The organism is Rhizobium sp. 10N427 (assembly GCF_056394605.1).
In genome coordinates this window covers 918,790-942,251 of the sequence record NZ_JBFTID010000001.1, presented here as the reverse complement: position 1 = coordinate 942,251, position 23,462 = coordinate 918,790, and the positions used below count along the sequence as shown (strand labels likewise).

General features: G+C 61.5%; 22 protein-coding genes. 10 read left to right on the top strand and 12 right to left on the bottom strand.

Annotated features, from left to right (window positions below; all coding sequences use genetic code 11):
* The 5 genes from AC1DIJ_RS04155 to AC1DIJ_RS04135 all read right to left on the bottom strand — a co-directional run bounded on the left by AC1DIJ_RS04155 (window position 1) and on the right by AC1DIJ_RS04135 (window position 4,642).
* Entirely contained in the window at window positions 1-1,488 is a 1,488-nt protein-coding gene (locus AC1DIJ_RS04155; RefSeq protein ID WP_112386714.1) for an HAL/PAL/TAL family ammonia-lyase, read from the bottom strand.
* Entirely contained in the window at window positions 1,485-2,261 is a 777-nt protein-coding gene (locus AC1DIJ_RS04150; protein ID WP_112386713.1) for an ABC transporter ATP-binding protein, read from the bottom strand. The genes AC1DIJ_RS04155 and AC1DIJ_RS04150 overlap by 4 nt, the downstream gene beginning before the upstream one ends.
* 12 nt (window positions 2,262-2,273) lie before the next feature.
* Complete coding sequence (locus tag AC1DIJ_RS04145; RefSeq protein WP_112386712.1) at window positions 2,274-2,978, bottom strand: ABC transporter permease; 705 nt, start codon at window positions 2,976-2,978, stop codon at window positions 2,274-2,276.
* Window positions 2,978-3,703, bottom strand: coding sequence for an ABC transporter permease (locus AC1DIJ_RS04140; protein ID WP_112386711.1), 726 nt, complete (start codon window positions 3,701-3,703; stop codon window positions 2,978-2,980). The genes AC1DIJ_RS04145 and AC1DIJ_RS04140 overlap by 1 nt, the downstream gene beginning before the upstream one ends.
* 99 nt (window positions 3,704-3,802) lie before the next feature.
* Complete coding sequence (locus tag AC1DIJ_RS04135) at window positions 3,803-4,642, bottom strand: transporter substrate-binding domain-containing protein (protein ID WP_112386756.1); 840 nt, start codon at window positions 4,640-4,642, stop codon at window positions 3,803-3,805.
* Between the two features lie 179 nt (window positions 4,643-4,821).
* On the opposite strand from AC1DIJ_RS04135, the gene hutC reads away from it, so the two are divergent.
* Window positions 4,822-5,574, top strand: a complete 753-nt coding sequence (hutC, locus tag AC1DIJ_RS04130; protein ID WP_112386710.1) for a histidine utilization repressor — start codon at window positions 4,822-4,824, stop codon at window positions 5,572-5,574.
* A 32-nt stretch (window positions 5,575-5,606) separates the two neighbouring features.
* Here hutC and AC1DIJ_RS04125 read toward each other — a convergent pair whose 3' ends face one another.
* Together AC1DIJ_RS04125 and AC1DIJ_RS04120 are read right to left on the bottom strand one after the other, a co-directional pair.
* Window positions 5,607-6,962 carry a sigma-54-dependent transcriptional regulator gene (locus AC1DIJ_RS04125; protein ID WP_112386709.1) on the bottom strand — a complete coding sequence of 452 codons (1,356 nt, stop codon included), beginning with the start codon at window positions 6,960-6,962 and terminating at the stop codon, window positions 5,607-5,609.
* The gene (locus AC1DIJ_RS04120) at window positions 6,959-8,812 is read right to left on the bottom strand and encodes a sensor histidine kinase (RefSeq protein ID WP_310290109.1); all 1,854 of its coding nucleotides are present in this window, start codon (window positions 8,810-8,812) and stop codon (window positions 6,959-6,961) included. The genes AC1DIJ_RS04125 and AC1DIJ_RS04120 overlap by 4 nt, the downstream gene beginning before the upstream one ends.
* A gap of 222 nt (window positions 8,813-9,034) precedes the next feature.
* Between AC1DIJ_RS04120 and AC1DIJ_RS04115 the strand changes: the two genes are divergently transcribed.
* The gene (locus tag AC1DIJ_RS04115) at window positions 9,035-10,360 is read left to right on the top strand and encodes a dicarboxylate/amino acid:cation symporter (RefSeq protein WP_405049552.1); all 1,326 of its coding nucleotides are present in this window, start codon (window positions 9,035-9,037) and stop codon (window positions 10,358-10,360) included.
* A 73-nt stretch (window positions 10,361-10,433) separates the two neighbouring features.
* Here the strand turns inward: AC1DIJ_RS04115 and AC1DIJ_RS04110 are convergent, their stop codons facing one another.
* Window positions 10,434-11,039, bottom strand: a complete 606-nt coding sequence (locus tag AC1DIJ_RS04110; protein WP_112386707.1) for a TetR/AcrR family transcriptional regulator — start codon at window positions 11,037-11,039, stop codon at window positions 10,434-10,436.
* Window positions 11,040-11,140: 101 nt separating this feature from the next.
* On the opposite strand from AC1DIJ_RS04110, the gene AC1DIJ_RS04105 reads away from it, so the two are divergent.
* Together AC1DIJ_RS04105 and AC1DIJ_RS04100 are read left to right on the top strand one after the other, a co-directional pair.
* On the top strand, window positions 11,141-11,971 hold the full coding sequence (locus AC1DIJ_RS04105) for an SDR family NAD(P)-dependent oxidoreductase (protein WP_112386706.1): 831 nt from the start codon (window positions 11,141-11,143) through the stop codon (window positions 11,969-11,971).
* A 99-nt stretch (window positions 11,972-12,070) separates the two neighbouring features.
* Window positions 12,071-12,703 carry a Rossmann-fold NAD(P)-binding domain-containing protein gene (locus tag AC1DIJ_RS04100; RefSeq protein ID WP_477831179.1) on the top strand — a complete coding sequence of 211 codons (633 nt, stop codon included), beginning with the start codon at window positions 12,071-12,073 and terminating at the stop codon, window positions 12,701-12,703.
* A gap of 22 nt (window positions 12,704-12,725) precedes the next feature.
* Here AC1DIJ_RS04100 and AC1DIJ_RS04095 read toward each other — a convergent pair whose 3' ends face one another.
* The 3 genes from AC1DIJ_RS04095 to treZ form a co-directional block, all read right to left on the bottom strand.
* Entirely contained in the window at window positions 12,726-13,553 is an 828-nt protein-coding gene (locus tag AC1DIJ_RS04095) for an endonuclease/exonuclease/phosphatase family protein (protein ID WP_112386705.1), read from the bottom strand.
* 90 nt (window positions 13,554-13,643) lie between these two features.
* On the bottom strand, window positions 13,644-15,107 hold the full coding sequence (locus AC1DIJ_RS04090; protein WP_112386704.1) for a phospholipase D-like domain-containing protein: 1,464 nt from the start codon (window positions 15,105-15,107) through the stop codon (window positions 13,644-13,646).
* Between the two features lie 88 nt (window positions 15,108-15,195).
* Window positions 15,196-16,968: a malto-oligosyltrehalose trehalohydrolase gene (gene treZ / locus AC1DIJ_RS04085; protein WP_112386703.1), complete on the bottom strand. Its 1,773-nt coding sequence runs from the start codon at window positions 16,966-16,968 to the stop codon at window positions 15,196-15,198.
* 273 nt (window positions 16,969-17,241) lie between these two features.
* Between treZ and AC1DIJ_RS04080 the strand changes: the two genes are divergently transcribed.
* The 3 genes from AC1DIJ_RS04080 (at window position 17,242) to AC1DIJ_RS04070 (ending at window position 20,879) form a co-directional block, all read left to right on the top strand.
* Window positions 17,242-17,502, top strand: a complete 261-nt coding sequence (locus tag AC1DIJ_RS04080) for a DUF2934 domain-containing protein (protein WP_112386702.1) — start codon at window positions 17,242-17,244, stop codon at window positions 17,500-17,502.
* 325 nt (window positions 17,503-17,827) lie between these two features.
* On the top strand, window positions 17,828-17,998 hold the full coding sequence (locus tag AC1DIJ_RS04075) for a hypothetical protein (RefSeq protein WP_162698734.1): 171 nt from the start codon (window positions 17,828-17,830) through the stop codon (window positions 17,996-17,998).
* Between the two features lie 157 nt (window positions 17,999-18,155).
* On the top strand, window positions 18,156-20,879 hold the full coding sequence (locus AC1DIJ_RS04070; protein ID WP_112386700.1) for a hybrid sensor histidine kinase/response regulator: 2,724 nt from the start codon (window positions 18,156-18,158) through the stop codon (window positions 20,877-20,879).
* On the opposite strand, the gene AC1DIJ_RS04065 is transcribed toward AC1DIJ_RS04070, so the two are convergent.
* Complete coding sequence (locus AC1DIJ_RS04065; RefSeq protein ID WP_112386699.1) at window positions 20,876-21,232, bottom strand: hypothetical protein; 357 nt, start codon at window positions 21,230-21,232, stop codon at window positions 20,876-20,878. The two genes, AC1DIJ_RS04070 and AC1DIJ_RS04065, sit on opposite strands and share 4 nt — an antisense overlap.
* A gap of 167 nt (window positions 21,233-21,399) precedes the next feature.
* Here AC1DIJ_RS04065 and AC1DIJ_RS04060 point away from each other — a divergent pair, with 167 nt between their 5' ends.
* The 3 genes from AC1DIJ_RS04060 to ku all read left to right on the top strand — a co-directional run bounded on the left by AC1DIJ_RS04060 (window position 21,400) and on the right by ku (window position 23,341).
* Complete coding sequence (locus AC1DIJ_RS04060) at window positions 21,400-21,714, top strand: plasmid stabilization protein (RefSeq protein ID WP_112386753.1); 315 nt, start codon at window positions 21,400-21,402, stop codon at window positions 21,712-21,714.
* An 83-nt stretch (window positions 21,715-21,797) separates the two neighbouring features.
* On the top strand, window positions 21,798-22,523 hold the full coding sequence (locus tag AC1DIJ_RS04055) for a glutathione S-transferase (protein ID WP_477831178.1): 726 nt from the start codon (window positions 21,798-21,800) through the stop codon (window positions 22,521-22,523).
* Between the two features lie 11 nt (window positions 22,524-22,534).
* Window positions 22,535-23,341, top strand: coding sequence for a non-homologous end joining protein Ku (gene ku, locus AC1DIJ_RS04050; protein WP_112386697.1), 807 nt, complete (start codon window positions 22,535-22,537; stop codon window positions 23,339-23,341).
* Window positions 23,342-23,462 lie beyond the last annotated feature (121 nt).

The window sequence follows — 23,462 nt, the reverse complement described above, 5'->3', positions numbered from 1 at the left end:
TCACTCGGCCGGCTGATGGGTTGATATCAGGGTTCGGAGCGCCTCGATATCGCCATGCAACGGCCGGTCGTCATGGTAATGGCCTGCAACGCCGCGCACCATCGCGTGAATGGCGCCGGTTCCGGTGGCGCGTGCACCGTTGACGGCCACGAAATCATGCGCCTGCGCTGCCGCCATCAGTTCGACAGCCAAGATATATTCGGCGTTATCGATGATGGCGAGCAGCTTGTTTGCCGCCGCCGTCGGATGGGCCAGGAAGTCCTCCTGCAAACCGGAGGTGATGCCGCCGTCGAGCGAGGCGGGTGCCGCGAGACGGCGATTTTCGTTGGCAAGTGCCACAGCGGTATATTGCGCGATCATGAAGCCCGAATGGCTGCCGGCATCGCTGGCGAGAAACGGCGGCAACCCGCTGACAAGCGGATTGACCAGCCTGTCCGCGCGCCGCTCGCTCATTGCGCCGATCTGCGCGATCGCGATTGCGAGAGCATCGGCGGCCTGCGCCAGGGCGGGCGCCACGGCATGCGCTTCGGAGGACACCACGGGACGATCCGGCGTCCCGGAGATCGCGGGGTTGTCGGTCACGGAAGCCAGCTCCTGATCGACGATCCGGGCCGTCTCCTCGAACACGTCCCACGCAGCGCCGTGGGCGTGGGGCACCGAGCGGAGGCTGAGCGCGTCCTGCGTCCGTTTGCCCTTGGCGGCGTCGACCAGCGCGCTGCCCTTTAACCGGGAGCGTAAGCGCCCGCCTACCTTCGCAATACCTTTGGAAGGACGGAGCGACAGCACTGATTTCTCAAAAGCGGCTATCTGGCAGCCGACAGCTTCGAGCGTCAGCGCTGCGGCGGCGTCGGCCCAATCGAGCAGCCGTTCGGCGCGGGACAGGGCAACGGAAGACAAGCCCGTTGCGCAGGCCGTTCCGTTGACGAGGCTCAGGCCTTCCTTGGCTTGAAGCACAAGCGGCGCGAGCCCGATCGCGAGAAGTGCCTCGCGCCCCGTCATGCGCCGCCCGCCGACGGTTGCATGGCCCTCTCCGATCAGCACTAGAGCCGAATGGGCGTTGTGGGTGAGATATCCGGCCGATCCCCTGGACGGCACATCGGGAATGCAGTCCTTCGCGAGGAATGCCGTGAGATGTTCGAGGATTTCAGGGCGCACGCCGGAATGGCCGTGGCCGAAATTGGCGATCTGCGCAGCGATGATCGCGCGCACTTCGCGCGGCGCCAGCAGAGGACCGACACCGCAGGCATGGCTCAGAATGATATTGCGCGACAGGCGGCTCTGCGAGGTGCGGTCAACGACCGTGTCGGACAACGCGCCGACCCCGGTATTAATGCCATAAGCCCTGACGCCGCTTTCGACGATGCTCTCCACGATCTGTCTGGCGCGGGCGACACGGTCGCGTGCTGCGGCCGACAAGGCCAGAGCTTCACCCTCGCCAACGCGGGCGACATCGCGCCACGACAGACGTTCATGCAGGACGATGGTCATTGCCCGGTTCCGAAATGGCCGATGAACTGGCGGAAGGCCGGCGTGGCCGCACTGCCGAACATATCGTCGGGCGCGCCGCTGCTTTCGATCAGGCCTTCGCGCATGAAGACGACGCGGTTGGAAACGTTGCGGGCAAAGCTCATCTCGTGGGTGACGACGAGCATCGTCATGCCTTCCTCGGCCAGCGCGCGCATGACGCGCAGCACTTCGCCGACCAATTCCGGATCGAGCGCCGATGTCGGCTCATCGAACAGCATGACCTTTGGCTTCATGGCAAGGGCGCGAGCGATCGCGGCACGCTGCTGCTGGCCGCCGGAAAGATGCGCCGGATAGGCATGGCGCTTGTCGGCGATGCCGACCTTTTCCAGAAGCGCCTCGGCCTCGGCAATACACTCGGCCTTCGGGCGCTTCAAAACGTGGACCGGCCCCTCGATGACATTCTGCAGGATGGTCATGTGAGACCAGAGGTTGAAGCTCTGGAACACCATGCCGAGTTCGGAACGGATGTGGTCGACCTGCTTCTGGCTGGCAGGACGGCTGCTGCCGTTCTTGTGCACCATGCGGATTTGCTCGCCATCGACCCAGATCTCGCCATCGCTCGCGGTTTCCAGGAGATTGATACAGCGCAGGAAGGTCGACTTTCCCGAGCCGGAAGCGCCGAGCAGCGAAATAACATCGCCGTCCTGGGCCTCAAGGGAAATGCCGCGCAGGACCTCATGGGTGCCGAAGCTCTTGCGGATGTTGCGAACGGAAAGGCGTGTCACACCGGGCATCGCGGTTGCTCCTTAGGCCTTGAGTGCCGGCGGGATGGCGCGGCGGTGTTTGGAGAGTGAATATTCGAGCAGCGCCATGGCCTGCAGGATGATGAAGTTCAGCACCAGGTAGATGATGGCGGCGCACAGGAAGACTTCCATGGTGCGATAGGTCTGCGAAATCAGCCGCTGCGCGACGCCGGTGACTTCCCAGACGGTGACGAGGCTTGCGAGCGCTGTCGATTTCATCATCAGCACGATCTCGGTGGAATAGGCAGGCAGCGCATGACGGAAGGCGATGGGCGCGATGATCCGCCGGATCATCAGCATGCGCGGCATGCCGATGGCGCGGGCCGCCTCGATTTCCTTTGGCGAGACGGCGCGGATGCCGCTGCGGAAGATTTCCGCAGAGTAGCCTGCCGTGCAGAGCGCCAGCGAAAGCACGGCGCAGACCATTGGCTCGCGCAGGAAGGGCCAGAGGAAGGAGTAGCGGATGACGCCGAACTGACCAAGCCCGTAAAAGACCAGGAACATCTGGATCAGCAGCGGGGAGCCGCGGAAGATGAAGATGTAGCCCTTGGCGAAACCGGCCAGCAACGGATTGCCGCTGACGCGAAGCGAGACGATGACGAGCGCCAGCAGGCCGCCGAAAAAGATCGACAGCGAAAACAGGATCAGCGTCGTCGGCACTGCTTTCAGCAGCGTCACCATGGTGGAGAACAGAAATTCGAAATCCATCACGCTTGCCCCATCGCCGACGCAGGCATACTGCGGTTTGCGCGCCGTTCGGCGGTGTTGAAGATCCGGTCCGAGAGACTGGTGAGCAACAGATAGAGAAGGCCGCCGGCGATGAAAAACAGGAAATACTGACGCGTCGAGCCTGCGGCCACCTGGCTGGTGCGCATCAGCTCGGCGAGACCGGTGACGGAGATCAGCGCCGAATCCTTGAGGCTTAGCTGCCAGACATTGCCGAGACCGGGGATCGCGAAGCGCAGGACCTGCGGAATGATGACGCGCCGCAGGCGCAGCGCGCGCGGCATGCCGATCGCCGAGGCCGCTTCCAGCTCTCCCTTGGAGATCGCCAGAAAGGCGCCGCGATAGACTTCCGCCTGATAGGCGCCGGAGATGATGCCGACGGCAAGGGCGCCGGCGGCAAAGGAGGGCAGGCCGAGGAAGCCCTCGTAGCCTAGCCATTGACCGACGGATGTCACCGCCGCCGAGCCGCCGAAATAGATCAAATAGATGATCAGCAATTCAGGCACGCCGCGAAACACGGTCGTATAGATATTGCCGAGCGTCACCAGCAGCATATTGCCGGAGAGTTTGGTCGAGGCGATGATGGTGCCGAGTACGGCGCCGATCGCCAGCGCAGTCGCGGTCACGGCGAGCGTCATCAAGGTTGCAACAAGCAACAATGCGCCCCATCCGTTCGAGCCGAAGCCCAAGAGTCCCAAGGTTCCCATTGCGTCCGTTCCCGTCGATAGCAGCTTCAGGCGTCGAGATTATCACAGGCGTCTCCGGCAAGGTGCCGGAGACCGTATCGGTGATAGCCCGAAGGTTGCTTATTGCGGGCTGACGTCGACCTTGAACCACTTCATCGAGAGGGTCTTGACGGTACCGTCGGCCAGCGCGGACTTGATGGCTTCGCTGAACTTGTCGCGCAGGTCGGTGTCTTCCTTCCGGATGCCGAGACCTTCGCCCTCGCCCCAGATCGAGCCGGCGATTTCCGGGCCGGTGAAGGCAAGCGTATCGTTTGCCGACGCGAATGCGTTGTTGAAATAGACCGCGTCGTCGAAGCCGAGATCGATACGGCCGTTCTGCAGATCGAGATCGCGGTCGGCGCCGGTCTTGTATTCGCGGATTTCGGCGATCGAGCCGAAGTTGTCATAGACGAACTTCGCATAGACGGTCGCGGCCTGGATGCCGATCGTCTTGCCCTTGAAGGCTTCCTTCAGCGCATCGATTTCCTTCACGCCGGTCTGGCCGGGCGTCATCTTGATCGTCACGCCGGTACCGGCGGCATTTGCCAGCGGGCTATCCTTGGCGGTCGCGAAAGCGGCAGGCGTCGCGGCATAGGGAACGGTGAAGTCGATGATCTTCTTGCGCTCTTCGGTGATCGACAGCGCATCCATGATCACATCGAATTTGCCGGCATTCAGCGCCGGGATCATGCCGTCCCAGTCGGACGCGACAAGCTTGCATTCGATCTTGGCGCGCTCGCAGAGCACCTTGGCCAGTTCCGGCTCGAAGCCGCCTAGCGTGCCGTCGGCATTCGTCATGTTCCAGGGTGCGTAGGCACCCTCGAGGGTAATCGTCGCAGTCTTCCAGTCCTTGCCGAGAACCGGCGTTGCGAGAGCGGAGATTGCCACCGCTCCAGACACGATGATGCTATGCAATTTCATGTTCCAAACTCCTCTGAAATTCGATTGACCGTCTTTCCTGCCGATCTCCGCCGGCTTGCCTTTTGCGAAGATCATATCTCGCCGAAGGTTGTATAGGGTACCATATGAATAATTTTGTGATATGCAAGATGGAAAGTTGAGTTTTGCGGCAATTGCTGTCGATGCCAAGGGATTAGGCAATGAAACGTGCCGGTGAAATGAAGCGGGAATTGGCCGAGAATGACGCGACCCCGCTTTATGCGGGCGTCAAGCAGATCATTCTCGACAGGATTCACAGCGGCGAGTGGCCGCCCAAATACCGCGTACCGTCGGAAAACGAGCTAGTTGTCGAACTCGGCGTCAGCAAGATGACCGCCAACCGGGCGCTTCGCGAGCTTGCCAGCGAGGGCGAACTGGTGCGTATTCAAGGCGTCGGTTCGTTCGTTGCCGAACGCAAGGGCGTCTCCGCCCTCTTCGAAGTGCGCAACATCGCCGAGGAGATCGCCGAGCGCGGCCACGCCCATGAAGCGGCGGTTATCGTGCTGGCGCAGGAGACTGCATCGCCTGAAATGGCGGATGCATTGGGTCTGGAGATCGGCTCGGCGGTGTTCCATTCACTCGTCGTCCACAGCGAAAACGGCGTCCCGGTGCAGATCGAGGACCGCCACGTCCACCCGGATGCCGCCCCTGATTACCTTACTCAGGATTTCCGCAGCAAGACGCCGAACGCTTACCTCTCGGAAGTCGCACCGCTGACGGGCTCGGAACACATTGTCGAGGCGGTCATGCCGCAGCCTTGGGAATGCAAGCTGCTGACGATCCTGAAGTCCGAACCCTGCCTGACAATCCGCCGGCGGACATGGTCTTCACGCGGCGTCGTGTCCGTCGCGCGCCTCATCTATCCTGGCCACCGCTACCGGCTGGAAAGCCGCAACGGCGTAGAAGCCAAGTAGTTGTATATGGGAGTTAACGGTGATTTAACCGTTCACCGCTTGTCGGCGTAGTCGCTGCGAACGATCCCGTGACGCTGCATCTTGTCATAAAACGTCTTTCTCGGGATGCCCAAGGCGGCGATCGTCTGCTGCACGTTGCCACCGAACGAGATCAGTGTATCGCGAATGATCCCGGCTTCGTAGTGATCCAGCCGCTCGGGCAGCGGCACGCCGTTGGAAGCGCCGGGATCGGCCTTCGGCGGTTCGGGCTCGGCGGGCTGCATGCCCAGGACGGTGCGCTCGGCGAAATGCGAGAGTTCGCGGACATTGCCCGGCCAGTCATGATCCCGCAGATGGCGGCTGACGGTTGCGGTGATCTGCGGCACATCGCGATGGAAGCGGCGGGCCGCCCGCTCGGCAAAATAGCTGAAAAGCAGCGGAATATCGTCGCGCCGCTCGCGAAGCGGCGGGATCGCCAGCGTCACCACGTTCAGACGGTAATAGAGATCTTCCCGAAAACTCTGGCGTTGTCCGGGATCGCCGAGATCGACCTTCGCCGCCGCAACGATGCGCAGATCGACGGGGCGCACCTCGTTCGTTCCGAGCGGCGTCACCTGGCGCATCTCCAGAACACGCAGCATCTGCACCTGCGTCGACAGCGGCATGCTCTCGATCTCATCGAGAAACAGCGTACCGCCGCTCGAATGCTCGATCCGCCCGACGCGTTTCTTCTGCGCGCCGGTAAACGCGCCGGGCTCGTGGCCGAAAAGCTCGCTCTCGATGATCTGTTCGGGAAGCGCGCCGCAGTTCAGCGCCACGAAATTGCCTTTCGAACGGCGGCTCCAACCATGCAGCAGGCTCGCCACAACCTCCTTGCCACTGCCGGTTTCGCCGGTGACAAGCACATCGACATCGGTATCGGCGATCTGGCGCAGCATATGGCGCAGGCGCTCCATCACAGGGGTCTGCCCAATCAGAGGCATGCCCGGGTCGGCCTGCTGCGCGGCTTCGCGGAGATTGCGGTTTTCGATCACCAGCGCCCGCTTTTCGGCCGCACGCCGTACGCATTGAATCAGCCGCTCGGTGGCAAACGGCTTTGCAATGAAATCATAGGCACCGTCCTGGATCGCCTTGACGGCCATCTGGATATCTCCGTGGCCGGTCATCAGGATAACGGGTAGCTCGGCGTCGAGCTGGCGGATGCGCTCGAACATCTGCAATCCATCGAGGCCAGGCATGCGGATGTCCGACACCAGCACGCCCGGAAATGTGCGGTCGAGCTTGCCGAGCGCTTCCATCGCCGACGTGCAAAGCGTGACGTCGAAGCCGGCGAGATCGAGCGTCTGCCCGGTGGCGCGCAACAGATCCTTGTCGTCGTCAACGAGAATGACCGGGGCTGCCTTGCTCATGCGGAAACCTCCTTCAGATGGACGATGAAGCGGGTGCCGTCGGCCCCGCTCTCGACATCGATGCTGCCGCCATAGTCGGAGACAATGTCCTTGGAGATCACCAGGCCGAGGCCGAGGCCTTTTTCCTTGGAGGAATTAAAGGGTTCGAACAGGGCTTCGAGAATATCGGGGGCAATGCCCGGACCGTTATCGGCGACCGAAATGGCAACGCCGTCGCCGGAAACACCTGCCGAAACCGTCACCCGGCCGCCATCGCGCGCCTCCACGGCTTCCAGCGCATTCTGAAACAGGTTGATGAACACCTGCTCCAGCCGCAGCCGGGTGCCCATGACCTGCAGGCCTTCAGGGACAGGCTCGACGGTCAGCATCTCAAGCCGGCCGGTGAAACGGCTGCGCAGCAACATCAGCGCGCCGTCTATCATCTCCTCGACGCCAACCGCTTCGGGCGCCGTTCGTCCGCGCCGGGCGAGTGCCTTCAGATCCTCGGTGATGGTCCCGATCCGCTCCGTCAGTCCGGCAATCAGCGCAAGGTTCTCCGCAACCGGTTCGGTCTGCTGGCGCTTGAGATAGACCGCGGAATTGTCGGCATAGGCGCGGATCGTCGCGACCGGCTGATTGATCTCATGGGCGACACCGGCCGCGATCTGGCCGAGGATCGCCAGCCGGTTGGCATTGACCAGATCCTGCTGCACGCTCTGCAGCCGCGCATCGGTCGCCCGGTGACGGGTGATCTCGGCCTCGAGGCTATCGCGCGTCCGGCTGAGATCACGCGTCCGCTCGGCAACACGCTGCTCCAGCTCTTCGCGCGCCAGCTGCTCGCGCACGATGGTCATCAGCGCCACATCCCTGCGGCGCAGCCAGATGGCGGCAATGGCAATCACGGTCAAAAGCGCCAGCGCCGTCACCAGCAGGGCCTCGCGCACGGCCGCAGCCACCGGCAATTCGACCGGCAACAGATACTGAAACGTCCAGTTCGTCGAAGGCACAGGCGCTATGATCTTGAGATAGGTCGCGGCCCGGCCACCCGGAAGGATGGCGCGGATCAGCAGCGCGTCGGCTCCCAGCGCCTTCACCGGCCGGAAAGGCAGAGGCAAAAGCGGCGCATCGCCGAACTGCAGGCTCTCGCGGATCGAAAGCAGGCTATCGGCAGCAAGCGCTTCCGACGTCATGAACCGCCAGGAGGGCACGCTGGTGATCAGCACCACGTTGTTCTGATCGACCACGAAGGCCGGACGCTGCGTGTCGCTCCAATCGCTCTCCAGCTGATCGAACTCCATCTTGACGACAACGACGCCAAGCGGAGCCGATGCAGGCCCGATACGGTGCGAGATATAGAGCCCGGGGCGCTTGCTGACGGAGCCGAGCGCAAAATGCTCGGCCATCCCCTCCCGCATGCCGCGGGTGAAATAGCTGCGGAACGTATAGTCGTTTCCGACGAAACTCGTCGCTTCGTGCCAGTTGCTGGCCGAAACCGCGATACCATCCGCGTTGACCACGTAGATGACGGCGGCATTGGTGCCCTTGACCAGATCTTCCAGCTTGCCGCTCAACGCATCCTTCTTTTCCTGACCGGACTGGGTCAGCGCGTCCTCCACATCGCGGTCACGCGACAGCAGAAGGGGCAGCGCACGCGGCCGTTCCAGAACGGCCTGAAGCAGGGCAACCTTCAGATTGGCATCGGTGCGGCCCTGCTGTTGCAGCGCCGAAAGTGCTGCAGAGCGCCCATAGATCGCCGCAGTGGTCAGTGCGGCAGCCGCGATCAGCGCCGATATCAGCGCAAAGACGACCCACGTCCGGCGAATGCCGAGGCGAAGGCGCGCGTCTTCCGCGGATGGAACGGCTATGGCCATCGCCAATATTGAGCACAAAACCGCACTTCATTCAATATAATCCGTGCGGATTTACGCACATTCCGCATCAGACGACTTGCAGACCAATGTATAGTCTCAAAATAAATCAATGCCTTAGTCAGAATTTCCGAGTCTGGCACGCCGATTGCTGATCGTTCTGCGACGAAACGCAATTCGCCCCGGGAGAGCCAAATCCTTGGTTGGGGCTTCATGGAGGATATCATGGACATTGCACACCAAGACACGCAGCCGCGTGCGCCTCTGCCGTTCTACCGGCATCTTTACGTACAGGTGATCGCCGCCATTGTCGCCGGCATCCTGCTCGGCCACTTCTATCCGGATACCGGTACGGCGCTGAAGCCGCTCGGCGATGCCTTCATCAAGCTCGTGAAGATGATCATCGCCCCGGTTATTTTCCTGACGGTCGCGACCGGCATTGCCGGAATGTCCGATCTGAAAAAGGTCGGACGCGTTGCCGGCAAGGCGATGATCTACTTCCTCGTCTTCTCGACGCTGGCGCTCGCCGTCGGCATGCTGATCGCCAACGTTCTGCAGCCGGGCGCCGGAATGCATATTTCCGCCGCCTCGCTCGATGCGAATGCCGTCTCCAGCTATGCCAGCAAGGCGCATGACGCGACCATCACCGGCTTCCTGATGAACATCATTCCGGACACGATCGTCGGCGCCTTCGCCCAGGGCGACATCCTGCAGGTGCTGTTCTTCTCGGTGCTCTTCGGTATCGCGCTCGGCATGGTCGGCGATCGCGGCAAGCCAGTTCTCGACTTCCTGAACGCGTTGACTGCACCGATCTTCCGCCTTGTCGCCATCCTGATGAAGGCAGCACCGATCGGCGCGTTCGGCGCCATGGCCTTCACCATCGGCAAATACGGCATCGGCTCGATCGCCAACCTCGCCTTCCTGATCGGCACGTTCTACCTGACGTCACTGCTCTTCGTGATCGTCGTGCTCGGCGCTGTTGCCAAGTACAACGGCTTCTCGATCTTCGCGCTGATCCGCTACATCAAGGAAGAGCTTCTGCTGGTTCTCGGCACCTCGTCGTCGGAAGCCGCCCTTCCCGGCCTAATGCAGAAGATGGAACGGGCCGGCTGCAAGCGATCCGTCGTCGGTCTGGTCATCCCGACCGGCTATTCGTTCAACCTCGACGGCACCAACATCTACATGACGCTGGCAGCCCTGTTCATCGCCCAGGCAACCGACACGCCGCTCACCTTCGGCGACCAGATCCTGCTGCTGCTCGTCGCGATGCTGAGCTCCAAGGGTGCCGCAGGCATCACCGGCGCCGGCTTCATCACGCTTGCGGCAACACTCTCTGTCGTCCCGTCCGTCCCAGTGGCCGGCATGGCGCTGATCCTCGGCATCGACCGCTTCATGTCGGAATGCCGCGCCCTCACCAACTTCGTCGGCAACGCGGTCGCAACTGTCGTCGTCGCCCGCTGGGAAAACGAACTGGACGAAGGCATGCTGGCCCGAGCGCTTTCCGGTCAGGCAACCGAAGAGCCGGTCCCGGTTCTTCAGGCCGCCGAATAATTCCTCCCAGGGAAGAGACCCGGTCTCCGGAAGGCCCGCCGCTTGCGGCGGGCTTTTCCGTTTGCGGCTCGCTTTATGCGAGATCGAGTGGGCGCTGAAGAAGATCAAAACCCTCATCGATATAGTACGTGAGCGGATGTGCGCCATTTGCCTGCCGCCAGTTCTCCTTGGCGAAGCGAAGTGTTCCCATTGCGGTGATCGCCGCCAGCCGCAGTGCCGACCGCCCTGCCTCACCCGGCCATAATTCGTACATCGCCTCCGCCAGCACGTCCTCCAACTGAATGTGAAGCGCATCCTTGCGCAGCCGAAGCGTTTCCGTCGAGCGCAGGATCCGGTCGGCGAGAATGGATTCCTTGCTTTCATATCTTGAAGCAAGAATCAGGAATGTCTTGCGAGCAGCCTCCAGCGGCGGCTGGTCCGGTGACTGCGCAAGAAAGGTGGGGCGCAGCATGTCGGGAATGCCGCCGCTCTCGTGCGCCAGGAGAACATCCTCCTTCGACTTCAAATAAGAAAAGAACGTCCGGCGCGATATTCCCGACGCCGCCGCGATCGCGTCAAGCGTGGTGGCCTCGTAGCCATTCTCCATGAACAGTTTCAGGCCTGCTTTTGCGATGCGGTCGAGCGTCGATCTGCGTTTGCTTTCGCGCAAGCCGATGGGGGCGGTGTCAGCGGTTTCCATGACCACAACTCTTACCGCAAAAAAGGCGCTTGCCAAACTTGCACTCAGTGCGATATTTATTTTCTGCACTCAGTGCAATTATATCAACGGAGAAGCGCAATATGACATCGGCCAAAGTTTGGTTCATCACCGGAGCGGCGCGAGGATTTGGGCGTGTCTGGGCTGAAGCCGCCCTGCGGCGCGGCGACAAGGTCGCTGCCACCGCACGAGACATCACATCGCTCGAAGAGCTCGCAGCAGCTCATGGTAATGCAATTCTGGTACTGCCTCTCGATGTTGCGGATCGCGGCGCGGTATTCGAGGCGGTCGGCAACGCGCACAGGCACTTCGGGCGTCTGGACGTCGTTGTGAGCAATGCCGGCTATGGCTATTTCGGGGCTATCGAGGAGATCGAGCCCGAGCAGGCCAAGGCCAATTTTGAAACGAACGTGTTCGGCACGCTGTGGCTGATGCAGGCCACCTTGCCGATCCTGCGGGCGCAGGCCAGCGGTCACATCATAACGGTGTCGAGCATCGGCGGCGTCATCGGCTTTCCGACCGGCGGGACATATACGGCAACCAAATTTGCGGTCGAAGCCATTTCAGAGGGATTGGCCGGTGAAGTCGCAGCATTCGGCATCAAGGTCACGATCCTTGAGCCGGGCCACTTCACCACCGGCTTCGGCTCATCGGCCCGGTCTGCACCGGCGATCGACATCTACAACCCGATACGCCAGGCCATTCGCGCCTCGTTCAAGCCGGAAGACTTCGGCGATCCGGAAGCAACAAGTGCGGCACTGTTTCAGGCCGTGGACGCAGATCAGCCACCGCTCCGCTTGGCGCTCGGCACGGGAACGATCGTGAAATTCAAATCGGTCTACGAGGCGCGGCTGAAAAATTGGGGTGAATGGGAAGCCGTGACGTACGCCGCTCAAGGCCGCCCGGACGCCTAAGCCATATAAGCCCCGGGAATTGCTTGACGGCTTCCGGGGCCAGGGCATTCTCTATGCCTGACAAGGCCGGCGTGATCTCACCCTATGAAAGAGCTGAAGATGAAGCTGCTATTGCTTGGCGCAACGGGACTGGTCGGCAACAAGGCATTGGAGTTGGCACTTGCCAACGCCGCGATCTCCGAAGTCGTCGCGCCGACAAGAACGCCGCTGCCTGCCCGCGACCGGTTGTTGAACGCCGTTGCCCCGCGTCTGGAGGCGCTTGTTCAAACCTCCATATCGTACCAGCCGGACGCAATCCTGTGCGCGCTCGGAACAACACAAGCTAAGGCTGGTTCGAAGGAAGCATTTCGCTACGTCGACCACGAATTACCGGTCGCGTTCGGCCAAGCGGCGTTTGACGCCGGCGTCAAAACCTATGCCATCGTCAGCGCCGTTGGCGCATCGGAAAAGTCCATGAATTGCTATTCGCGGACGAAAGGCGAGGTCGAGCGGGACATCCGGAATATCGGTTTTCGATCCCTGACGATCTGCAGGCCGAGCCTGATCGGCGGAGAGCGTAGCGAGACGCGGCGGGCGGAGAGAGCGGCACTCGCCGTGGTTCGGCTTCTGGCGCCGGTCCTGCCGAAGAAGTTTCATCTCAATCCGGCGGAAAGGATTGCCGCAGCCGCGCTCGACGCGGTCATCGCCGCAAAGCCGGGATGTCATTTCATCTATGCTGAACAGATGCGCTGACATCATTCGATAGCGACAGAATCTATGCCTTCGCCAGTTTCTCTATCGTCTGCAGATTGATCACCGCCTTGATCGGCAGATGATCAGAGGCAACGCGCGACAGCGGCGTATCATGCGCTTCAATCGTCGTCAGAACGCCCTTGCGGTTGGCGATGATGCGATCGAGCGCCAGGATCGGCAGTCGCGCCGGGAAGCTTGGAACAGCCGGCGGCTGCGGCCCGAAAGCCGATTGAAAGCTGTTCAGCGACGAGCGGTCGCCGAGCCGCCATTCGTTGAGATCGCCAAGCAGGATCGTCGGCATCTCGTGCCGGTCGGCCATCAGTTCGACCAGCATCTGCGCCTGACGGGCGCGCGAATGGCGCAGCAGGCCGAAATGCGCGGCGATGATGCGCAGTGCCCCGCCACGCTCCAGCTCGATTTCGGCCACCAACGCGCCGCGCGGCTCAAGGCCGGGGAGCTTGATCTGGTGGACGTCGCGCACCAGGCCTTTCTTGAAAAGCACGACATTGCCGTGCCAGCCATGCGCCTTCGCCATGCCGGTGATCGGCACCGGGATAAGGCCGGTCTCGCGCTCCAGACGGGCAAGATCGAGAATGCCGGTGCGCTCGCCGAAACGCGTGTCGGCCTCCTGAAGCGCGATCAGGTCGGCATCAATCTCGTGGATGACGCGGCTGGTCCGCTCAGGGTCGAACCGCCGGTCAGCGCCGACGCATTTGTGCACGTTGTAGGAGGCGATCAATGTGCCTTCGGCACGCGGCCGCGCTTCGGCAAGGGCGGCGTCAAGCCGCTTCTTCCTGTTGCGGATCGAGGCCAGGATGCTGGCGGGGATACTGTCTTTTCTGGCATGCATCGGAGTGGGCAAAGGCTCCGTTGATCGAAAATAGCTCTCCCGGGATTATAGGCGGCACAACAGAAGCTGCCATAGGGGAAGCGCAGAAAATCAGAGATAGGGCGAGCCGAGCCAGAGAACCTTCTCGACGAGACGAACCAGGAAGGGCCGGGCGCGCAAGCCCTCCAGCGTCACCGGCGTTGCCGTGCGCAGCACCTCTTCGGCGTGCTCGTCGATCTCGGCTGCAAATCCTTCATTGAACACTTCGAGATCGATCTCGAAATTCAGACGCAGCGACCGCGGGTCGATGTTGGAGGAACCGACATAAGCCCAGGCGCCATCGACCGTCATAAGCTTGGAATGGCTGAAGCTGCCGGTCGCCCGCCAGATTCGGCAGTAATTCTTGAGGATCTGGTCAAACTGCGCCGTCATTGCCCGGTCGACCAGCATCAGATTGTTGACGGCGGGAACGATGATATCCACCTCGACGCCGCGCCGCGCCGCCGTCACCAGCGCGCTGATCAGTTCACGATCCGGCAGGAAATAGGGAGACATGATGCGGATCGATTTTCGCGCGACAGAGAAGGCACCCATCAGCATCTTGTGATTGGTTTCGACGCTGCGGTCCGGCCCCGATGCAACGACGCGCATGAACACCGGATCACCCGGCTCGCGCTCCGGCGTGGCGGTCTGCCAGGCCGCGCTGTTCAAAAGCTCTCCCGTCGCAAACCGCCAGTCTTCGGCGGCGACATCGAACAGATCGGCGACGGCCGGACCGGTGACAGAAAAATGCGTGTCGCGGGCATAGCTCTCGCCCGACATCTCCTCGCTGAACCCTTCGCGGATATTCATCCCGCCGGTCAGCGCCAGCCGCCCATCGACAATGACGATCTTGCGGTGGGTCCTGAGATTCGCATAGGGCAGCCTGAGGCCTATGATGACGTTGCCGTTAAAGACCGAGACGGTCACGCCGCCCTCGGCGAGATAGCCGAGGATGCTCGGCACGGAATAGCGGGCGCCGACGGCATCGATCAGGACCCGCACTTCCACGCCGCGCTTGACGGCCGCTATCAGCGCATCGGCGATCCTGAGGCCGATCCTGTCGCGGTCGAAGATATAGGTCTCCAGCAGAACGCTGCGCTCGGCACCATCGATCGCCGCCTTCATTGCACGATAGGCATCGTCACCCGTTTCCAGCATGTCGATCGTGTTGCCCGTTGTCAGCGGATTGCGCGCAACGCGGTCGCCGAGCGTCTGCATGGCGGCAAAGCGGTAGCCATAGCCGCTGATCACCATCTCCGCATCGGCATCGAAGGTCTCGAGCTCGTCCAGCGCTTCATCGGGCAGCAGTTCATCGCGCCGGATACTCAGCGACTTGCGGCGGATGCGATTGACGCCGGCAATGGCATAAAGCACGGCACCGACGATCGGCGACAGGATGATGACGCCGACCCAGCCGATCGCGGCGCGCACTTCCTCCTTGGTCATGGCGGCGTGAATCGCCGCCGCGGCTCCCATGGCGATCGAGATGATGAAAAGAATATGCGGCCAGTAGGTCGAGATGAGATAAAACATCGGTCAGGAATATAGCCGCGAAATGGCAGCGTTCAATTCGCCACTCTTCGCGTCAGGCGTGAATCTTTCATGCGGCTGTGAAATGCGGTCAGGCAATGGCGAAAACCACCGATTCCGCCGGCAATCCCTCCCCATGTACCTCGCGGACCAGCTCGAAGATCGTCTGACCATTGACCGCGGGCAGCGTTATCGATTGCGACGTGAGGTTGGCACGCAGCTGCAGCCGCGCGCCGTCCATCGCCCAATCGATCGCCAGGGCGCCATCGGCGGTTTCCGGTGCCTCGGCCTGCATCCGCGGTGTCCGCTTCAGCAGCGGTACGACATGCTGTTGCCGGATCCGCGCAAGCTCCGCGACGAACGCTTTCCGGCGCCTGCCATCCGAAGTCTCGGCGCGCTGCCATTGCAGGGCTGAGCCATCGAAGGTCGCGCGCGCATTCGGGTCCGGCAGCGTCTCCTTCGATTGGCCTTCCTTCAGACCACCGAAGCCTTCAGCTTCCCTCATGCGGCCTTTGCGGATCATATCGCCGAGTTCGCCGGCGTAGTCGCAGAAGAAATAGAAGGGCTGCGTCTCCCCATATTCCTCGCCCATGAACAGGAACGGGATCTGCGGCGCCAGCATCATGATCGCTGTCAGCGTCTCCACCATCGGCGGCCGGGACAGGCTCAGCAAACGCTCGCCGAAGGCACGATTGCCGATCTGGTCGTGGTTCTGCAGAAAATTCACAAAGGCTTCGGGCGGCAGATAGACACGTTCGTCGCGCGGCAGCACCGGCGGATCGGCACGGTCGGGATAGACGAAGCCATGCTGCAGGGCGAGCTTCGTCTTTTCCCAGAGGTCGCCGGCAAAGGGCTTGTAGTGACCGTTGTCCTCGCCGGTTGCGATGATATGCGCGACATGGTGGAAATCGTCGTTCCATTCGGCCGTGTAGGTCTTGACCTCGCCTTTTTCATCCCGCTCCAGCAGACTGACGAGATTGCGCTGATCCTCGACGATCAGGTGAACCTTTCGGCCCGGAAAAGCGCTACGCACTTCTTTCGACAATTCTTCGAGGACATGGCGCTCCGACAGGTCATGGATCTGTTCGACGGCATCGAGCCTCAGGCCATCGAGCTGAAATTCGCCGATCCAATAGAGTGCGTTGTCGATGAAATAGCGGCGCACCGCGGGCTGAGCGAAATCGATTGCCGCTCCCCACGGTGTCTGACGGTCGGCGCGGAAGAAATCCGGGGCATAGCCGTGCAGGTAGTTTCCTTCAGGGCCGAAGTGATTGTAGACGACATCGAGCAGCACCATGATGCCGCGGGCATGCGCTGCATCGATGAAGGCGCGAAAGTCATCCGGTGTCCCGTAGGCCGAATGCGGCGCGTAATGCAGCACCCCGTCGTAGCCCCATCCGCGCTCGCCGGAAAACTGCGCCACCGGCATCATTTCGATTGCCGTGATGCCCGCCCCTGCCAGATGATCGAGCTTGGAGATCGCGCTTGAGAACGTGCCCTCGCCGGTGAAGGTGCCGACGTGGATCTCGCTGATGACGGCCTCTTCCCAGTCCCTTCCCTTCCAGTCGGTCCGCCAGCGATAGACGCTGGCAGGCACAAGCGACGGGCCATGCACATCGCCGCGCTGCTGGCGCGAAGCAGGGTCGGGCACGGCGCGTCCATCTCCGAGAACGAAGACGTAATCCTGTCCTTCGAGCGGTCCGGGCACGCGCGTCTCGAACCAGCCATCACCGGTATCTTGCATTGCATGGCCGGCGCCAGCCAGCTGCAGAACAACCGCCGCTTCTCCCGGTGCCCAAAGCCGGAACTTGGTCTCATCGCCGTCCCTGATTGGCCCCCAGGCGTGCTTCGCATTGCCGGTCATGCCGTCCCCTTGTCGCTGATATCCGAACATGTTCCGAAATCCGTGATCGCGCCGGTTGTTCCATCGGTACAGACCCACGAACATTAGCAGTGAGAAAAGCACAAGTTTTGTGCAGTATTGCAGGCTGCCAGCGAGCAAAACTGCCCATTTATATTGCACCGCAAACAATATTTTGCAGTGTGTCAAAATTCTTCTTGAAACTGCATGATTCCTCTGGAACCATCCCATCTAGTCTAGCGTTTGACTGCGGCATGTTGTGACGGGAGATCAGCGATGGCAGAAACTCGCGACGAGTGGATCAAGAAGCGTGCATATTCCCTCTGGGAAGAAGAGGGCCACCCGACGGGGCGCGATTCAGTTCATTGGGAACAGGCAAGGAAAGAGCGCGAAACGCTCGAGACCTCTGCCGCATCCAAGGACGGCACCGAAGTCAAGACCAGGGCAAAGCGGACCACAACGGCCGGTGCCAAGACCAATGGCGCCGTGAAGGCCGTGGCCGCACCCAAGAAGACGGCAAGCCGCAAATCGGCTTAGCCTGACATCATTTATCCGATCTTCGCAGACGCGCGGAAACCCGCGTCTGCCTATTCGTGTCATATATCTGAATTACTTGCGTTTTATGGTGTGATTCATGGAGCAGACAGCTCCCCGGGGGATCGATCAGGCCAAATGAAGACCACAATCTGGCATCTTCAAAATATTGCCGCGAAATGGCCACGAATGGCGGAACCAAAGCCCGCCTGGAATGTTATTGGCGGGAATGGGAGAACCGCCATGAACAAAGGCTATTTCGACGTCATCCTCGTGTCCCTGATCGTAGCCAGCTGCTACATGTTCATAGCGCCGGTGTGAGGGAACAATGCTTGTCCTGACGATCGCCGCGCTGGCCTATTTTCTGCTCGCTATCGGGCTGGTGATTGTCATCGACAATATGGTCGGCTTCGTCTTTCCGGAGCGCCGTCCGGCATCCGGCCGCTTCTTCGATCTGACCAAGGCGATCGCGGTTGCCCAGCGCTTCGGCCGCAAGTAGTTCCCCCATCTCCGGCAGTCCTTCGCGCGCAAGAATACACGCGTGTTAAGCTTATTTTCCGTCAGGCCTTTCCCAATACGTGCGACCCTCTATTTTAGCCTGCAATTGGGCAGAATCGCGCTGCGAAAGCAGCGGCATCGCACGGAAGTGAATTTGAATGACGGGGCAGACTGAAGGCGATTGGCCGAAGGGTGGCGGCGGGATCGGCAAAATGCTTCGGGATCCGGAGTTCCGCGCCTCAGGTCTGGGACCTGTCGATCAATGGCCCGCCTCGCTCCGCTTCATCGTCGACGCCGCCCTCGATTCCCGCCATGCCAAGTTCATCGCCTGGGGTCCGGACCTCGCCTTCATCTACAACGACGCCTATGTGCCGATCTTTTCGGAGCGCCATCCACATGCTCTCGGTCGTCCCTTCAAGGAAGTCTGGAGCGATATCTGGCCGCAGTTCGAGCCGATCGTAAAGGCAACGCTTGACGGCCAGGCGCAGCTTTTCGAAGAGCTGCTGGTTCCGATGCGCCGCGGCGGCAAGCTTGCGGATGCCTGGTTCACCTTCTCCTATACGCCGCTACGCGACGAGACCGGCTCGATCGTCGGCATTCTCTGTGCGACGATGGAGGTCTCCGGCCAGGTCACCGCGAAACGTGGCGAGCGGCGGGCGCTCGATGAACTCCGGATCAAGTCGGATGCGCTATCGATCGTCAATGCGGCGGGATCGGCGATCACCGCCGAGCTGAATGTCGAGCGTCTGACGCAAACCGCAGTCGATGCCGGCGTAGCACTGACCGGCGCCGAGTTCGGCGCCTTCTTCTACAATGTCGATGACGGAGAAGGCGGCAGCTATATGCTCTATGCCCTGTCGGGCGTTGACCGGAAGAACTTCGAGCGCTTTCCGATGCCGCGCAACACCAAGGTCTTCGCGCCGACCTTCAATGGTGAAGGCGTCGTACGCTCCGACGACATCCTGCTCGACCCACGCTATGGCAAGAACGCGCCGCATGCGGGAATGCCGAAGGGCCACCTGCCCGTGCGCAGCTATCTCGCCGTGCCGGTCAAGTCGCGCGACGGCTCGGTGATCGGCGGCCTGTTCTTTGGCCATGCGCAACCCGGCCGCTTCAATGATGCCGCGGAATCGAGCCTTGTTAGCCTCGCCGGCCAGGCCGCCGTGGCGATCGACAATGCGCGCCTCGTTCGCGCCCAGGAGATGGAACTCAATCAGCGCCGCAATGTCGAGGAACAGCTCCGGCGGCTGAACGAGACGCTCGAGGTTCGTGTTGCCGCAGAGATCGCCGATCGCCAGCATGCGGAAGCTGCCCTCCAGCAGGCGCAGAAGATGGAATCGATCGGCAAGCTGACCGGTGGCGTGGCGCATGACTTCAACAACCTGCTGCAGGTGATTTCGGGCAATCTCCAGCTGCTTGGCAAGGATGTCTCCAGCAATACCCGCGCCAAGGAGCGTATCTCCAACGCCCTCACCGCCGTCGATCGCGGTTCACGGCTTGCCAGCCAGCTTCTGGCCTTCGGCCGCCGCCAGCCGCTGGAACCGAAGGTGATCAATATCGGCCGCTTCGTCTCGGGCATGGACGACATGCTGCGCCGCGCGCTGGGTGAGGAAATCGAGGTTGAGACCATCGTCTCCGGCGGGCTCTGGAACACCTTTGCCGATCCGATCCAGATCGAGAATGCCCTGCTCAATCTGGCGATCAACGCTCGCGATGCAATGGATGGCTCGGGAAGGCTGACGATCGAGGTCGGCAACGCGTTTCTCGACGATTCCTACAGCCGCACCCATCCCGAGGTCGTTGCCGGCCAATATGTCGTGCTCGCCGTCAGCGACACCGGTTCGGGCATGACGGCTGATGTCATCGAGCAGGCTTTCGAACCGTTCTTCTCCACCAAGCCGGAAGGCAAGGGCACCGGGCTCGGCCTGTCAATGGTCTATGGCTTCGTCAAGCAATCCGGCGGGCATGTGAAGATCTATAGTGAGATCGGCGAAGGCACGACGCTGAAGCTGTATCTGCCGCGCTCCTTCCAGAGCGAGGATCGTATCGCCAGCATCGAGACCGTGCCTGCCGTAGGCGGCACCGAGACCATTCTGGTCGCCGAGGACGACGAAGGCGTGCGCGCCACCGTCGTCGAGATGCTGACCGATCTCGGTTATTACGTGCTTAAGGCCCGCGATGCGCAGAGCGCGCTGACGGTCATCGAGAGCGGCGTCCATATCGACCTTCTGTTCACAGATGTCGTCATGCCCGGCACGCTGAAGAGCCCGGAACTGGCCCGCATGGCGCGCGAACGGCTTCCGCATGTCGGCGTCCTCTACACATCCGGCTATACCGAAAACTCCATCGTCCATGGCGGCCGTCTGGATCCGGGGCTGGAGCTGCTTTCGAAGCCTTATACCCGCGAAGCGCTGGCCCGGAAGATCCGCCATGTGCTTGCCAATCAGGCCCAGCGCCGCCAGAGCGCCGCAGCGGCAATCAGCGCGCCCGGAACGCCGCCGCGCGAAATCGTCCAGGAAAAGCTCAAGCTGCTGCTGGTCGAAGACGACGCTTTCATCCGCATGGATACAGCCGAGATCCTGCAGGATCTCGGCTATGACGTGATCGAAGCCGAGAGCGGCGAACGCGGCGTAGAAATCCTCGCTGCTGCCTCGGTCGATATCATCGTCGCCGATGTCGGGTTGCCGGGTATGTCCGGCCCCGCCTTTGCCGCCAAGGCGCGTGCGGCATTCCCGTCCGTCGGATTGGTCTTTGCCACCGGCAATAGCAGCCTTCCGGAAGCGGCCCGCTTTGCCGGCTCCGTGTTGCTGACAAAACCCTTCAGCAGCACGGCTCTCGACACAGCCATCAAGACCGCGGCCCAGCAGCGCCCGATCGCCTAGAACCCATCGAGCTTGTGGCTGCCGCTGTTGAACTCGGGATATTTGCGGACGATGTCATCGGTGCTGACGCAGCTGTCGTCGCGCGCAATCAGTTCGACCGCCAGACTGTCGCCGATATTAAGCGCGCCGCCAGGGTGATAGACGGGAATACGCGCGCCACTGGCGCTGATCAGCACGGCATCGCTGGCGAAGCCGCGTTGCAGCAGCCAGTCGCGCGACGCCATCAGGCGAACGTTGATCTCAAAGGATTGGCCTGTGCCCTTCCTTACCTTGAGGCTGTAGGCCACAGGCGATAGCTGGCCATTCAGATCGATCTTGCCGTTTCCATCGGCTTCGCTGATGTGGTTGTCCATGTCTGTGCTCCTTCCTTTTTGGTCATGAGGTTTCAGGACTCGCCGCCAAAAACGGGGTCAACGCGATTTTTGTTCCGTTTACGTAAGAATCGTACCGCGCCGCGGAATGGACGGAACTTTTCAAGTTCCGGGCGGTTGAAACTTGTTTGGAGCAACAGGAGGCGATGATGCCCAGAGGCGAAAAATCGGCCTATATCGGCAAGCAGAAGCGCAAGGCGGAGCATATCGAAGAGAGCTACGAGGATCGCGGGCTCTCCCACGAGGAGGCCGAGCGCCGGGCCTGGGCGACCGTCAACAAGGAAGACGGCGGCGGCAACAAATCCGGATCCGGCCGCGGCAAGACGGACACCCACGTCTCCGCGGGAAAGGGCGGCCGGACCGGCGGCAAAGCCTCTGCCTCACGCACGCCCGCCGAGCGCTCCGCTTCCGCCAGCAAGGCAGCGGCAACTCGCAAGCGCAATGCGCAACACGCTCATCACTGATGGTAAAAGCCGCGCCTGTTGACGGATGCGCCAGCCGCTACACTTCAATGGATGAAACATGGCGTATCTGGCCGGGGAGTTGAATGGCATACGAGCTCTATTATTGGGACGGCATACAGGGTCGCGGCGAATTCGTCCGCCTTGCGCTTGAGGAAGYTGGCGCCAGCYACATCGACGTGACGCGGGAGCCCGGCAGAGGCACGGGCGAAATGATGGAAATCATGAAGAGCGGCTCGGGTAGTGACATCCCCTTCGCGCCGCCATTCCTGAAGGACGGCGACCTGATCATTTCCCATGTCGCCAACATTCTGTTCTATCTCGGAGCGAAGCTTGACCTGGCACCGAAGCATGATACGGCGCGCTATGTCCTCAACGGCCTGCAGCTGACGATCACCGATTTCGTCGCAGAGGTGCACGACACGCATCACCCGATCGCAACGTCACTCTACTATGAAGACCAGAAGGAAGAGGCAAAGGCGCGCTCGGGCGAGTTCATCAAGGAGCGCATCCCCAAATTTTTCGGCTATTTCGAGCGCGTCATCGCCAACAACCCGAAGGGGCCGGCGCATATCTCGGGCGACAAGCTAACCTATGTGGACCTGTCGCTGTTTCAGGTGCTCAAAGGACTGCGCTATGCCTTTCCCAAGGCGATGAAGGGCTCGGCGGAGACATATCCGTTGTTGCAGGCGCTGCACGATAGGGTCGAGCAGCGGCCGAATATCGCTGCCTACCTGAAATCCGCTCGCCGCCTCGCCTTCAACGTAAACGGCATTTTCCGCCACTATCCGGAACTGGACAAGGCGGCCTGAGGAGAACCGAGATGCCCCGGCAGACATTCTGGAAAGGCTATCTGAAGCTCTCGTTGGTGACGGCGCAGGTGTCGCTGACGCCGGCGACGACGGACAGCAACAAGGTGCGGTTCAACGTTTTGAACCGCAACACCAAGAACCGCGTCGAAAGCCGCTATGTGGACAGCGTTACCCACCGGGCGGTTGCGGCCAGGGAGCAGGTGAAGGGCTATCCGCGCGGCGAGGACGATTATGTGCTGCTCGAAGATGCCGAACTCGACGAGGTCGGCCTGGAAAGCACGCGGACGATCGATATCGACACGTTCGTGCCGCGCGGCTCGATCGACTGGATCTGGTACGACAAGCCGCATTTCCTGGCACCCGAAGACAAGGTCGGGACCGAGGCTTTCTGCGTCATCCGCGAGGCGATGGCTGCCAATGACGTGGTCGGCATCGCCCGGCTGGTGCTCTATCGCCGCGAACGCGCGGTGCTTCTGGAGCCGCAGGGCAAGGGGATCGTGCTCTGGACGCTGCATTACGGCGACGAGGTTCGCGAGGCTGTGGGAACGGTCGCTATCGACGCCAAGCCCGATGCCAAGGTGCTGGCGATGATGAAGAAGCTGGTGAAGGACCAGACGCAGGACTGGAGCCCCGCCCTGATGCAGGATCCGGTGCAGAAGCGGCTGCAGAGCATTATCCGCGCCAAGCTGAAAACCATGAAAAAGGCGGCACCGGCCAAGAAGGCACCTGCTGTCAAATCGACAGGCAATGTCGTCAATATCATGGATGCCCTGAAGAAGAGCCTGGCGAAAGAAAGCGGCCAGCCGAAGCGGCACTAACAGGCCAATTCCGGACCCAAACCGTCGCATTCGGAACGGTGCCTGTTTGCATATGCTCTAATCTGTGAGCACAGCCCGCAGCGGGAGGAGCCCTGCGGGATGGCGGCATTTTCAACGGAGG